At 72.5% G+C, this 13,952-nt stretch carries 9 protein-coding genes; 4 read left to right on the top strand and 5 right to left on the bottom strand.

Annotated elements, in window-relative coordinates; translation table 11 throughout:
• Positions 1-79 precede the first annotated feature (79 nt).
• From C1I95_RS11905 to mfd, 3 genes are all read right to left on the bottom strand, one after another.
• Positions 80-1,066 carry a nucleoside triphosphate pyrophosphohydrolase gene (locus C1I95_RS11905; protein ID WP_111213863.1) on the bottom strand — a complete coding sequence of 329 codons (987 nt, stop codon included), beginning with the start codon at positions 1,064-1,066 and terminating at the stop codon, positions 80-82.
• A 2-nt stretch (positions 1,067-1,068) separates the two neighbouring features.
• The gene (locus C1I95_RS11900; protein WP_111213862.1) at positions 1,069-1,872 is read right to left on the bottom strand and encodes a hypothetical protein; all 804 of its coding nucleotides are present in this window, start codon (positions 1,870-1,872) and stop codon (positions 1,069-1,071) included.
• An 82-nt stretch (positions 1,873-1,954) separates the two neighbouring features.
• Positions 1,955-5,674 (bottom strand): transcription-repair coupling factor, encoded by a 3,720-nt coding sequence (gene mfd, locus C1I95_RS11895; protein ID WP_111213861.1) that lies wholly within the window; start codon positions 5,672-5,674, stop codon positions 1,955-1,957.
• A 355-nt stretch (positions 5,675-6,029) separates the two neighbouring features.
• On the opposite strand from mfd, the gene C1I95_RS11890 reads away from it, so the two are divergent.
• Both C1I95_RS11890 and C1I95_RS11885 read left to right on the top strand, forming a co-directional pair.
• Entirely contained in the window at positions 6,030-6,548 is a 519-nt protein-coding gene (locus C1I95_RS11890) for a hypothetical protein (RefSeq protein ID WP_111213860.1), read from the top strand.
• Between the two features lie 17 nt (positions 6,549-6,565).
• Positions 6,566-7,489: a cyclase family protein gene (locus tag C1I95_RS11885; RefSeq protein ID WP_111213859.1), complete on the top strand. Its 924-nt coding sequence runs from the start codon at positions 6,566-6,568 to the stop codon at positions 7,487-7,489.
• Positions 7,490-7,620: 131 nt separating this feature from the next.
• Here C1I95_RS11885 and C1I95_RS11880 read toward each other — a convergent pair whose 3' ends face one another.
• Positions 7,621-8,661, bottom strand: coding sequence for a S66 family peptidase (locus tag C1I95_RS11880; protein WP_111213858.1), 1,041 nt, complete (start codon positions 8,659-8,661; stop codon positions 7,621-7,623).
• Between the two features lie 160 nt (positions 8,662-8,821).
• Between C1I95_RS11880 and ppc the strand changes: the two genes are divergently transcribed.
• Positions 8,822-11,608, top strand: coding sequence for a phosphoenolpyruvate carboxylase (gene ppc / locus C1I95_RS11875; protein WP_111213865.1), 2,787 nt, complete (start codon positions 8,822-8,824; stop codon positions 11,606-11,608).
• A 79-nt stretch (positions 11,609-11,687) separates the two neighbouring features.
• Here the strand turns inward: ppc and C1I95_RS11870 are convergent, their stop codons facing one another.
• A complete protein-coding gene (locus C1I95_RS11870) occupies positions 11,688-12,455 on the bottom strand; it encodes a hypothetical protein (RefSeq protein WP_146605700.1) in 768 nt (255 codons plus the stop codon).
• Between the two features lie 183 nt (positions 12,456-12,638).
• On the opposite strand from C1I95_RS11870, the gene C1I95_RS11865 reads away from it, so the two are divergent.
• A complete protein-coding gene (locus C1I95_RS11865) occupies positions 12,639-13,814 on the top strand; it encodes a DNA recombination protein RmuC (protein ID WP_111213856.1) in 1,176 nt (391 codons plus the stop codon).
• Positions 13,815-13,952: the final 138 nt, after the last annotated feature.

Here is a 13,952-nt window from a genome sequence, read left to right as displayed (position 1 = left end):
ACCCTAACCCCCACCCGCCCTCAGGGTTGATCATGAGGTTTGTCGCCCCGACCCGCCGGACAGGGTGGCACCCTCCTGATCAAGCGGGGGTGGTGGACGGCGGTTCGGCGGCGCGGATCGCCGCCGCGTGGGCGAGGGTGGCGCGGCGTAGGGCGGTTTCGGGGTCGAGGCCGGCCTGACGGGCCTGGGCGACCGTGGCCAGGAGGCTGGCGCCCAGGGTGGCCTCGGGGTCGGGCTGCGCCTGGGGCGGCGGCAACGGGACGGTGAGGTGGGCGCGGGCGGCCCGCTCCAGGATCTTCGCCGCCAGGGCGAGCGCGGGTTGGCTCATTGCGATGCCGTCGAGCACCGAGTCGCGGGCCTTCTCGGCCTGCTTGATCCGCTCCCAGCTCGCGGTGATCTCGTCCAGAGTGCCCGCCTCGGCACCGGCGAAGACGTGCGGATTGCGGCGGATCATCTTGTCGACCAACCCACCGGCCACGTCGTCCACGTTCCACCGCTCGCCCTCGGGCAGCTCCTCGGCCAGCCGGGCGTGCAGAACCACCTGGAGCAGCACGTCACCCAGCTCCTCGCGCAGCGCGTCGGTGTCTCCGGCGCTGATCGCGTCGTACGCCTCGTAGCACTCCTCCAGGAGGAAGACGGCCAGGCTGCGGTGCGTCTGCGCCCGCTTCCACGGGTCACCGCCGGGCGAGAGCAGCCGGTCCAGCACGGCCACCGCGTCGAGCAACCGGGCGCCGGGCGGATCCCACGAGCCGTACATCAGCTCCAGCTCCGCCAGGCCCGGTTCGCGGGCCAGTCGCAGGCCCAGCTCCCGGGCCAGCGTCTCGTCCCCGGCCGGGCCGGCCAGCCAGACCACCGTCCCGTGCTCGGCCACCGCGTCCAGCAGCGCGGGCACCGCCGGGCCGTCGAGCACCCGCACCTCGGCGCCGGCCGCCCGGATCGCCGTGGTCAGCTCGCTCTCCGTCCCGGTCAGCACCGGTGCGGCACGTACGACGTCCCAGGCACCCGCCGTCAGCAGACCCGCCGGCAACCGGGGTGAGGTCACCAGCAGGACGATCCGCGCCGACATGCTCAGCCGGTGACCGGCTGGGTCACCTCGTCGCCGGCCGGCTCGGTCGACGTCGGCTTCGGCTTCGGCGTGGAGATGTCGCTGACCGGGCCGTCCGCGTCGAGGTAGGGCAGCGAGTAGAAGATCAGCGCCTGGCCGTTGCTCACCACCGACGGCACGGCGATCGGCTGGTAGCGCGGGTTGATCGAGGTGCCGGACCGCTCCGCCTCCTCCTGGAGGGCGACGCCGAGCGCCACCCCGCTGCGGATGAAGCCACCCTCGCCAAAGATCTGCCGGACCTCTTCCACGGGAAGCCCGGGCTCCAGGCCGGCGGGCTCCTGCAACTCCCGGTAGACGGCCATAACCGCCTCGTCGCTCAGCTCCGAGGGCGGCGGCAACTGCTGGCCCAGCGTCTGGAAGATGTCCGCCCACTCGCCCCAGAGCTTCGTGTACTCGGCGGTGGCCGGCAGCCGCAGCCCCTGCTGGAGCTGCTCCGGGACGATCTCGTCGGGCACCTGTAGGTTCTTCTCCGCCACCACCCGCTTGCCCAGCTCAAGGCTGACCAGCAGGTTGACCACGTCCTGCCGGGTCACGCCGGCCCGGAGCTGCTCCGGCGACGGGGTGACACCGGCCTGGGCCGCCTCACCGCGGACCGCCTCGCCGAACTTCGCCTGGGCATCCTCGTAGATCGCGTCCACCCGACTCACCGAGTAGGTGGTGTCACCGACGTACGCGGCGACGTCCGGCGAGGACTTCCCACAGGCGGCAAGGGAGAGGACACCGAGGGCCGCAACGCTGGCGGCGGCGACAAGACGGCGAGCACGCATGCGGGTCACTCTCTCATGTCCCCAACATCCGCCCGTGACCCCCCACCCGTCATCCTGCCTGGTACGGGTTTCGGTGCCGGGCTCAACGGACGGCGGCGGCGGGCTCGGCAGGTGCGCCGAGGACGTCGGACAGGAGTTGCGCGCACCACTCCAGCAGCGCCTGATCGCGCAGTGGCTCGCCGCCCACCCGGCGGGTGCTCGGCCGGGGCACGCTGACCTGGTCGAGTGCCGCCTTGTAGACCGAGTCCGGGTGGTAGCGCTTGAGCCGCAGCTGCTTGGAGTCCGGCAGCGGCAGCGGGCCGAACCGGAGATGCTTGCCCTGCATGCTGACGTCGGTCAGGCCGTAGCGGCGGGCCAGCAGCCGGAACCGGGCTACCGCGATCAGGTTCTGCACCGGGGCGGGCGGTTCGCCGTACCGGTCGGTCATCTCGGCGGCCACCTCGCGCAGCCGCTCGTCGTCGCGGGCCTCGGCCAGCTTGCGGTACATCTCCAGGCGCAGCCGCTCCACGCCGACGTAATCGTGCGGCAGGTGCGCGTCCACCGGCAGGTCGATCTTGACGTCGGTCTCCTCCTCCGGCCGCTCGCCCTTGAACGCCTGCACCGCCTCGCCGACCATCCGGACGTACAGGTCGAACCCGACCCCCTCGATGTGCCCGGACTGCTCGCCGCCGAGCAGGTTGCCCGCGCCCCGGATCTCCAGGTCCTTCATCGCCACGTACATGCCGGCGCCCAACTCGGTGTGCTGGGCGATGGTGGCCAGCCGCTCGTGCGCGTGCTCGGTGAGCGGTTTGTCCGGCGGATAGAGGAAGTACGCGTACGCCCGCTCCCGGCCCCGGCCCACCCGGCCCCGGATCTGGTGCAGCTGGGCCAGGCCGAGCAGGTCGGCCCGCTCCACGATCAGGGTGTTGGCGTTCGGGATGTCGATGCCGGACTCCACGATCGTGGTGCAGACCAGGACGTCGAACTCCTTCTCCCAGAAGCCGACCATGACCTTCTCCAGGGCGTCCTCGCCCATCTGGCCGTGCGCCACCGCGACCCGGGCCTCGGGCACCAGCTCGCGCAGCCGCCGCGCCGCCCGCTCGATCGACTCGACCCGGTTGTGCAGGTAGAAGACCTGCCCGTCGCGGAGCAACTCGCGGTGGATGGCGGCGGCCACCTGCCGGTCGTCCTGCGCCCCGACGGCGGTGAGCACCGGGTGCCGCTCCTCCGGCGGGGTGGCGATGGTGGACATCTCCCGGATCCCGGTGATCGCCATCTCCAGGGTCCGCGGGATCGGCGTGGCCGACATGCTCAGCACGTCGACCGCGGCCCGCATCGACTTGAGGTGCTCCTTGTGCTCGACGCCGAAGCGCTGCTCCTCGTCGACGATGACCAGCCCCAGCGACTTGAACCGGGTGGCCGCCGCCAGCAGCCGGTGGGTGCCGATCACGACGTCGGCGGTGCCGTCGGCGACCATGGCCAGGGCCTGCTCGGCCTCCTTCGGCGTCTGGAACCGGGACAGCTGCCGGATGGTCACCGGGAACTGGCTCATCCGCTCGGCGAAGGTGTTGTAGTGCTGCTGCACCAGCAGCGTGGTGGGCACCAGCACGGCGACCTGCTTGCCGTCCTGGACCGCCTTGAAGGCCGCGCGTACCGCGATCTCGGTCTTGCCGTAGCCGACGTCGCCGCAGATCAGCCGGTCCATCGGGACGCTCTGCTCCATGTCCCGCTTGACCTCTTCGATGGCCGCGAGCTGGTCCGGCGTCTCCTGCCAGGGGAAGGCGTCCTCCAGCTCCCGCTGCCACGGGGTGTCCGGCCCGAAGTTGTGGCCCTTGGACGCCTTGCGGGCGGCGTAGAGCTGGATCAGCTGGGCGGCGATCTCCTTGACCGCCTTGCGGGCCCGGGCCTTGGACTTCTGCCAGTCCGAGCCGCCCATCTTGTGCAGCGCCGGCTGCTCCCCACCGACGTACCGGCTCAGCTGGTCGAGCTGGTCGGTGGGGACGAACAGGCGGTCGCCGGGCTGGCCGCGCTTGCTCGGGGCGTACTCGATGACCAGGTACTCCCGGGAGGCGCCGTTGACCGTACGCTGCACCAGCTCGACGTACCGGCCGATGCCGTGCTGCTCGTGCACCACGTGGTCGCCGGCCCGCAGCTCCAACGGGTCGATGGTGTTGCGCCGCCGGCTCGGCATCTTGCGCATGTCCCGGGTCGAGGTGCCCCGCCCGCCGGTGACGTCGTTGCCGGTGAGCAGCACGAACCGGGCCGCCTCGTCGACGAAGCCACCGGTCAGGCTGCCGCAGGTGACCAGCACCTCGCCCGGGGTCGGCGCGGCCGACACCTGCTCGGTCATCCTGGCGCCCAGGCCGCCGTCGCGGAGCACCTCCACCGCCCGCTGGGCGGGACCGTGCCCCTCGAAGACCAGCGCGATCGACCAGCCCTCGCCGGCCCACCGCTTCAGGTCGTCGACCACCCGGGCGGTCTCGCCGTGGTAGAGCGGGGCGGGCTGGGCGGTCAGGGTCACCGCGATCGCGTCGTCGGGCGTGATGTCGGCGGCCTCCGGCTCGTCCTCCCACGGCTGCCGTTCCGGGGCGGTTGCCGGCTCCGGCAAGCCGAACGGGGACAGCGTCCACCAGGGCTGGCGCAGCGTCCGGGCGGTCGCGCGTACCTCGGCCAGGGTGCGGAAGGCCGCCGCGCCGAGGTCGATCGGGGCCTGGCCACCGACGGCGGCCGCGGCCCAGCTGGCCTGGAGAAACTCCTCCGAGGTACGCACCAGGTCGTGCGCCCGGGTGCGGATCCGCTCCGGGTCACACAGCAGTACGTGGGTGCCGGCCGGCATACAGTCCAGCAGCAGCTCCATCGACGCGTGCGGCGAGTCGCTCGGCGTGGCCGCCGCCTCGGGCGACCCGCCGCGAGCGCCGACCAGCACCGGGGCCAGGGACTCCATCCCCTCCACCGGTACGCCGCCGGCCAGCTTGTCCAGGATCTCGGCCAGCTCCGGGTGCTGCCCGGCCAGCTCGGCGGCCCGCTCCCGGACCGCCGGGGTGAGCAGCAGCTCCCGGCAGGGCGGCGCCCAGAGCTGGGCGACCTGCTCGATGGTGCGCTGGTCGGCGACGGCGAAGGTGCGGATCTCCTCCACCTCGTCGCCCCAGAACTCGACCCGGGACGGATGCTCGTCGGTGGGCGGGAAGACGTCGAGGATGCCGCCGCGCACGGCGAACTCTCCCCGCTTGGTGACCAGGTCGACCCGGGCGTACGCCATGTCGGTCAGCCGGCGGGCCACCTGCTCCAGGTCGGCCTCGTCGCCGGTGGCCAGCCGCACCGGCTCCAGGTCGCCGAGCCCCTTGAGCTGCGGTTGCAGCACCGAGCGGACCGGCGCGACGACCACCCGCAGCGGGCCGGTACGTCCGTGCGCGTCCGCCGAGTCCGGATGCGCGAGTCGGCGCAGCACCGCCAGCCGCCGGCCGACCGTGTCGGAGCGGGGCGAGAGCCGCTCGTGCGGCAGCGTCTCCCAGCTCGGGAAGATCGCCACCTGCTCCGGCGGCAGCAGGCCACTCAGCGCGGCAACGAGATCCTCGGCCTCGCGGCTGGTGGCGGTCACCGCCAGCACCGTCCGCCCGGCCCCGCCGGCCCGGCTGCTGCCGGCGGCTCCGCCGACCTCACCGGCTTCGGCGGCGATGGCGGCCACCGCGAACGGGCGCAACGCCGTGGGGGCGGTCACGTCGAGCCCGTCGGCCTGCGCCGCCCCGGATCGGGCCAGGTCCCGGACCCGGGCCAGGGCCAGGTCACCGAGTGCGGCGGCGAGCAGTCCGGTGAGCGTAGTCATAGCCACTTCCAGGAGAATCGGTGCGTACAGGGGCCGCCCCGGGCGGCCGGAGCCGACGTCGGCGCACGACAAGAACCCCGCGTCCATGCCGGACCAGGGGTAGCCACGCCAGCGTATCTCCGCGGCGAAGATCGATGCGGAACGTCGTGGCGGGCGCCTCCTAGGCTAACCCTCCCGGCCTGTCGAGCAGCATGGAGTGCCTCCGGTGACCACCCCGCCGCCTCGGCCGCCGCCCGGCCATCCGCCGCAGCGCCCGTCTGGCAGCCCGCAGCCCGGACCTCCGCCGCCGTGGGGGCACCCGCCCGCACCGCCGCCAGCGCCGGCGAGCCGGCGCATCCCCGAGGACCAACCCTTCGTGGTACGCCCCAACGTTGCCAAGCGAGGACTGCTCTTCGCCGGGTTCGCGCTGACGCTCAACCTCCCGGTCGCCCTCCTCGCCGGCCCGCGCGTCCTACCGGGCGACGTCACCGTGCTCGGCATCCTCGGCCTCCTCGGCTGCCTGCTGGCCCTGGCCGGCCTGCCGCTGGGCCTACAGCTCTGGCTGATCGGTTCCGGCGGCCCGGTGCTGGCGCTCGGCCCGACGGGGCTCTGGATACGCACCCGGCCGACCCGGGGCCAGGCGGTCTGGCTGCCCTGGGCGGCCGTCGCGCAGATCTCCCGCCGGCGGTGGGGTCCGGAAAAGTCGCTGGTCGTCAAGCTCCACGATCCGCGCGTCCTGCGAAACCTCGGCGCGTACACCGCCCTGGACAGCGGGATGTTGACGGTCATCCACGGCTCCGGCCTGCTCGCCACGTTGACCTTCGCGGACCGGACAGAGGCAGAGATCATGACGGCGGTCGCGCACTACAGCGCCGGTCGCTGCCCGATCAGCTGAGCGGGGATGATGCCAGGATGACCAATGATCAATGGCGGGCACAGTTCGACGCGGAGGTCGTCTTCGCCAACGGCGGCGGGCTGACGACCGAGGGATTCCGGCTGGACATCCCCGGCGACGGAATCGACGACGCTGACCTGGCCGTGCTGTTCGTCCGGCATCTCGGCCTGCTGATGGTGGCCGAGGTACGGATCACCAACAAGACGATCATCGAGGAGGCCCACAAGGGCGGTCGCGCCGTCGCGGCTCCCGCCGGCCCGGCCGGCACCGCCGGTCGACGCCTGGTCGAGTTGAGCCACGTGATCACCGACGGCATGACCACCCTGCCCGGCTGGCCGGCGCCCCGGATCAGCGAGTGGCTGACCCGCGAGGCGTCCCGGGAGCGCTACGCCCCGGGCACCGAGTTCCAGGTGGCCCGGATCGACATGATCGCCAACACCGGCACCTACCTGGACACCCCAAAACACCGGTACGCCGACGGTGCCGACCTCGCCGGCACCGCGCTGGACCGCCTCGCCGACCTGCCCGGCCTCGTCGTTCGGCTGCCCGCCGGCACCCGCGCGGTGGACCGCCTGCTGCTGGCGCCGTACGACCTTGCCGGTAAGGCCGTGCTGCTGCACACCGGCTGGGATACACACTTCGACACCGACCGGTACGCCGCGCCGGACGCGCCCTACCTGACCGGGGACGGCGCACAGGCCCTGGTGGACGCCGGGGCCGCGCTGGTCGGCATCGACTCCATCAACATCGACGACATGGGCCCGGCGGCGGCTGGTCAGCGACCGGCGCACAGCCTCCTGCTGGCCGCCGGCATCCCCATCGTGGAACACCTCACCGGGCTCGGCGAACTGCCGCCGGACGGTTTCCGGTTCACCGCCGCCCCACCGATGGTGGCCGGCATGGGCACCTTCCCGGTCCGCGCGTTCGCCATGATCGACTGACCACGGTTCCCGCACGCCGACCGACTTCGATCATGAAGTTAGCGGGCGTTTCAGGGGTCAAACCGCCCGCTAACTTCATGATCGACGGAAAGCTGGGCGGCAGCTGATGCCGAACTGCCGCGCGACGGAGGTCAGTAGCGCACCGAGATCCGGCGACTGACCGCGTCGATCCGGACCTCGCCGCCGTACGGGATGATCAGCTGCGGGTCGGTGTGGCCGAGGTCGACGTCGAAGACCAGCACCGCGTCGGGTTGGTACTCGGCGAAGGCCCGGGTGACCGCGGCACGCTGGTCCTGGGCGTAGTCCACCTTCTCGGTTGGCGTCAGCCGGCGGCCGAAGTCCCACGCCTTGGCGCGGCCGACCAGCGCGGCGGGGAAGCCGGCGAGCAGGCCACGCTCGCCGAGGTTGCGCAGCATCCGGTAGACCTCGACGGCCGGCGGCAGCTCCTCCGAGGTCTCGATCAGGAGGATCGACCCGACCAGCGACGCCGCCGGGGCGACCCGGTCGGCGGCGAGCAACCAGTGCAGCACCTCCAGGTTGCCACCCCAGGTGCGGCCCTCGACCACGGTCGCGGGGCCCTGCCAGCGCCAGCCCGCGCCGGGGAACATCGCCGGCTCGTCGGCGAGCGACCCGGGGTCGTGCCAGTCGCGCGGCTCGTCGCCCCACTCGGCCGCGGGAGTCAGGTCGTACCAGCCGGCGGTGAACAGCGCGGCGCGCAGCGAGTCGGCGGTCAGCGGGTGCAGCACGCCGGGCCGGCCGAGGTGCACCAGCACCGATCCGCCGTGGTAACTCACGATGCCGAGGCGGTGCAGGTGGTTGAGCAGGTTGGTGTTGTCCGAGTAGCCGAAGTAGGGCTTCGGGTTGGCCCGCAGGACCTCGTCGTCCAGGTGCGGGGTGACGGTGATCAGGTCGTCGCCGCCCACGGTGGCCAGCACGGCGGCGATGTCCGGATCGGCGAAGGCTTCGGTCAGGTCCCGGGCCCGGTCACGCGGGTCGGCACCCATGATCCGGGTGGTCGGGTACTCCACCGGTTCCAGGCCGTACTCCTCGCGCAGCCGGCGCAGCCCCAGTTCGTACACCTGCGGGAAGAGACCCGGCAGCCCGGCGGAGGGTGAGACGACCGCGACCCGGTCGCCGGGCTGCGGTTTCGCGGGATAGATCAGCGACGCCATGTGCCGACGCTACCGGCCGCTCACAGGGCGGAGCCGTCGTCAACACCCCCGAACATGATGAAGGCGACAACCCGGGGTCCCTCCTTACAAGCGGGTTCACGCGGATACGATCGGGGGAGTCGGACAGCGCTGTCCTTCGTACTCACGTAAGGAGCGCATGGTGACCGACCAGCACGATCACGACGGCCCCGACGCCGCCCTGCGCGCCGACATCCGCCGCCTGGGCACGCTGCTCGGGCAGACCCTGGCCCGCCAGGAGGGGCGCCCGCTGCTCGACCTCGTCGAGGAGATCCGCGCCCAGGTCCGCACCGACGCCCCGGCCGCCGCCCGGCGGCTCGGCGGGCTCGACGTGACCACCGGCACCAAGCTGGCCCGCGCCTTCTCCACCTACTTCCACCTGGCCAACATCACCGAGCAGGTGCACCGGGCACGCGACCTGCGTCGCCGCCGCGCGGTGCAGGGCGGCTGGCTGGACCAGGCAGCGAAGATGATCGCCGAGCGTGGGGTGCCGGCCGAGGAGATCGCCGCGGTGGCCCGCCGGTTGGCGGTACGCCCGGTCTTCACCGCCCACCCGACCGAGGCGGCCCGCCGGTCGATCCTGTCCAAGCTGCGCGCGATCGCCGACGAGCTGGACGCCGAGACGGCCAACGCGATCCTCTACGGCGCCAGCGACGAGGGTCCGGCGAACCGGCGGCTGGCCGAGCTGCTGGATCTCATGTGGCAGACCGACGAGCTGCGGCTGGACCGGCCGGATCCGACCGACGAGGCCCGCAACGCCATCTACTACCTGCGTGACCTGCACGCCGAGGCGGCTCCGCAGGTGCTCGACGACCTCGCCGAGACGCTGCGCACCCTCGGCGTGGAGACCTCGCCGACGGCCCGGCCGCTGACCTTCGGCACCTGGATCGGCGGCGACCGGGACGGCAACCCGTTCGTCACCCCCACGGTGACCCGCGAGGTGCTGGCCATCCAGCACGAGCACGGCCTGTCGGCCACCGAGGCGGCGCTGGACGAGCTGATCAACGAGGTGTCCGTCTCCCGCCGGTTGCGCGGGGTGTCGCTGGACCTCTCCGCCAGCCTCGCCGCCGACCTCGACGCGCTGCCCGAGGTGGCGCCCCGGTTCCGTCGGGTGAACGCCGAGGAGCCGTACCGCCTCAAGGCCCGCTGCGTACGCGCCAAGCTCGCGAACACCCGGGCCCGGCTGCGTCAGGGCACGCCGCACGTGCCAGGGCGCGACTACCGCGGCTCCGCCGAGCTGATCGCCGACCTGGAGCTGCTGCGCGCCTCGCTGGCCCGCAACTCCGGCCAGCTCACCGCCGTCGGCCGGCTCGCCTCGACCATCCGTACCGTCTCCGCGTTCGGCCTGCACCTGGCGACCATGGACGTCCGCGAGCACGCCGAGGCACACCACGCGGTGCTGGCCCAGTTGTACGCGGCGGTCGGCGAGGTCTCCGACTACCCGGCGCTGACCCGGCTGGAACGCACCAAGCTGCTCGCCGACGAGCTGACCGGCCGCCGACCGCTGTCCACGGCGGACACCCCGTTGACCGAGACGGCCCGCAAGACCTTCGACGTGTTCGGCACCATCCGCGATGCGCAGGACCGGTTCGGCACCGAGGTGATCGAGTCGTACATCATCTCGATGACCCTCGGCGTGGACGACGTGCTCGCGGCGGTGGTGCTCGCCCGCGAGGCCGGGCTGGTCGACGTGCACAGCGGCCGGGCCCGGATCGGCATCGTGCCGCTGCTGGAGACCCCGGCCGAGCTGAACGCCGGTGGTGACCTGCTCGACGAACTGCTGTCGCTGCCGGCGTACCGGGCGCTGGTGGCCGCCCGGGGCGACGTGCAGGAAGTGATGCTCGGCTACTCGGACTCCAACAAGGAGGCCGGCATCACCACCAGCCAGTGGTCCATCCACCGGGCCCAGCGGTCGCTGCGGGACGTGGCCGCCCGGCACGGGGTGCACCTGCGGCTGTTCCACGGCCGGGGTGGCACGGTGGGGCGCGGCGGCGGGCCGACGCACGACGCGATCCTGGCCCAGCCGTACGGCACGCTGGACGGCGCGATCAAGGTGACCGAGCAGGGTGAGGTCATCTCCGACAAGTACACGCTGCCCGCGCTGGCCCGGGAGAACCTGGAGCTGACCGTGGCCGCCGTGTTGCAGGCGACGTTGCTGCACACCGCGCCGCGACAGCCGGCCGAGATGCTGGAGCGCTGGGACGCGACGATGGACGTGGTGTCGGAGTCGGCGTACCGGTCGTACCGGTCGCTGGTGGAGGATCCGGATCTGCCGGCGTACTTCTGGGCGTCCACGCCGACCGAGCTGCTCGGGGCGCTCAACATCGGCTCCCGGCCGGCGAAGCGGCCGAACACCGGCGCCGGGCTGTCCGGGCTGCGGGCCATTCCGTGGGTGTTCGGCTGGACCCAAACCCGGCAGATCGTGCCCGGCTGGTTCGGGGTGGGCTCCGGCCTGGCCGCCGCCCGGGAGGCCGGCCTGGCCGACGTGCTGGCCGAGATGCACCGCAACTGGCACTTCTTCCGCACGTTCCTGTCGAACGTGGAGATGATGGTGACCAAGACCGACCTCGGCATCGCCCGCCGGTACGTGGAGACCCTGGTGCCCAAGAAGCTGCACCCGATCTTCGAGAAGATCGAGCAGGAGTACGAGCTGACCAAGCGGGAGGTCCTGGCGGTGACCGACTCGCCGGACCTGCTGGAGAACTCCCCGGTCCTGCAACGCACCCTCGCGGTACGCGACACCTACCTGGAGCCGCTGCACCACCTCCAGGTGGCGCTGCTGGGGCAGTACCGCGACTCCGGTGCCGCCGGACGGGCGGTGGCCACCGCGCCGGGCGGCCGACGGGCCCCCGGCGACGGCACCGCCCTGGAGCGCGCCCTGCTCACCACGGTCAACGGCATCGCCGCCGGCATGCGCAACACCGGCTGAAATGTAAGGAAGGGGCCCTTGTTAACGCCTCCGGTAGAGGAAGGGCCCCTTCTTAACACCTGACCGCCCCGGGGCCGTGTCAGAAATCGCCGCCGCCGAAATCCCCGCCGCCGAAGTCGCCGCCGCCGAAATCCCCGCCGCCGAAATCTCCGCCGCCGAAGTCGCCGCCCAGGTCGCCGTCGCCGAAGTCGGCGCTGACGTCGCCCGGGTCGACGCCCGCCGCCGCGGCGTCGTAACCGGGGTCGCCGAAGGACGGCGAGAAGAGCGCGTCGGCGATCAGCATGCCCCCGATGACCCCGGCGCCGGCCCCCAGCGCCGTCTTCCACCACGGGGTGGAGTACCAGCCCGCCGGCACCGGCCGGCCGCGCATCCGCCCGCCCGGGTAGTAGTAGGGCGTGTCCCGGCCGGGCTGCGGGCCGGCCTTGAACGTCTGGCCCTGCACGTCGACCTGCCGAGGCACGGTCAACGCGCCGGCCCCGCTCGCGGCGGCCAGGGGTGGCAGGTCCGGCCCCGGGTCGATGCCGAGCGCCAACCGGGCGGCCCGGATGTAGGTGAGCCCCTCCACCGCCGTCTCCCGGGCCAGCCGGTACTGCGTGATGGTCCTGGCCTGCTGCAACTGCGAGCCGGCGGCGTGGTAGCGCTCGGCGGCGTCGGCCAGCGCCTGACGCACCGCCGGGTCGTCGCCGCCGAGGTTCATCAGCTGACCGCCGAGGCGTTCGTACCACCGTCGCGCGTCAGCCTGCACGTCGGCGAGGTCACGGGCGGCCCGTGCGGCGCGTTCCCGCTGCCAGTAGATCAGAACGCCGCCGAGCAGCAACAACAGGATGATCGCCAGGACAAGTCTCACCACTACAACGTACCCACCTCGGTCCACCGTTCCACCGGCTGCTCGACCGGGCGGGCAGCCGGTGCCGTCGGGCTCTCGCAGCCGTACCCGAGTTCACCGGCGGGTGCCGAAATCTGCGTCCCGCACGGCGGCGCGCGGGCACCCATCGAAGCGCGGCCCGCTCGGCTTTGGCAAGCTCGGGAGATGGAGCTAACGACCCTGGCGGTTGTCGTCGTCTGCCTCGGTGCCGGCGGCGCGGTCGGCTGGTTCGCCGCCCGGTCCCGCGCGGCGACCGAGATCGCCCGGCTGGACGCCACCCTGCGCGCCACCCGCGAGGGCGAGGGACGGCTGGAGCAGTCGATGCGGGCGTTGAGCTACGAGGCGACGGCCCAGTCACAGGAGGCGGTCGCGCGGGCGGTGGCCCCGCTGCACGAGACGCTGCGCCGCTACGAGCAGCGTGTGGCCGAACTGGAGCGCGACCGGGTCGACGCGTACGCCGAACTGCGTGAACAGGTCCGGGCGATGAGCACGGTCTCCGGCGAGTTGCGCACCGAGACCAAGCAACTGGTGGCGGCGCTGCGCGCGCCGCAGGTGCGCGGCCGGTGGGGCGAGCACCAGCTGCGCCGGATCGTCGAGGCCGCTGGCATGCTGGAGCACTGCGATTTCTCCGAGCAGGTCACCGCCGCCACCGACCACCAGACGGTCCGCCCCGACCTGGTGGTCCGCCTGCACGGCGGCCGGACCGTGGTGGTGGACGCGAAGGCACCGTTCGACGCGTACCTCACCGCGATGGAGGCGCGCGACGAGCGCGGCCGGGATGCCCACCTCGACGCGCACGCCCGGCACCTGCGGGCCCACGTCGACGCGCTGGCCGCCAAGTCGTACTGGGCGGCGTTCGAGTCCACTCCGGAGTTCGTGGTGCTCTTCGTGCCGGCCGACCCGTTCCTGGACGTGGCCCTGCAACGCGATCCCACGCTGCTGGAGCACGCCTTCGCGCGCAACGTGGTGCTGGCCACCCCGGCCACCCTGGTCGCGATGCTGCGTACGGTGGCCTGGTCCTGGCGGCAGGAACAACTGGCCCACAACGCGATGGCGGTGCACTCACTGGCCCGGGAACTTTACGGCCGGCTGTCGACGCTCGGCGATCATGTCGGCAAGCTCGGCGCCTCGCTCGGCGGGGCGGTGACCGCGTACAACCGGGCGGTGGGGTCGCTGGAGGCGCGGGTGTTGGTCAGCGCCCGGAAGCTGGCCGAGCTGGGCGTTTCCGACCAGGAACTGGCCACGCCGGGGCAGGTGGAGCTGGCACCCCGGCAGCCGCAGGCACCCGAACTGCTTAGCGACTATTCCACATCGGATGGTCGAAGTCGGTCAGTCGAATGAGCCCCTCGACAGCCCCAATGTGACAAAGATGGACTTGAATGTCACGAGATGGTCACAACGCTCTTGCCGGTAGTGACATCGATGGTCGCTACCGCGAAGTATTTCGCTCACGCGTGCCCTGTATCTGAGGGCGCCCTG

Source organism: Micromonospora craterilacus (assembly GCF_003236315.1).
Taxonomy (GTDB): Bacteria; Actinomycetota; Actinomycetes; order Mycobacteriales; family Micromonosporaceae; genus Micromonospora; species Micromonospora craterilacus.
This window is presented reverse-complemented; position numbering and strand designations above follow the sequence as displayed.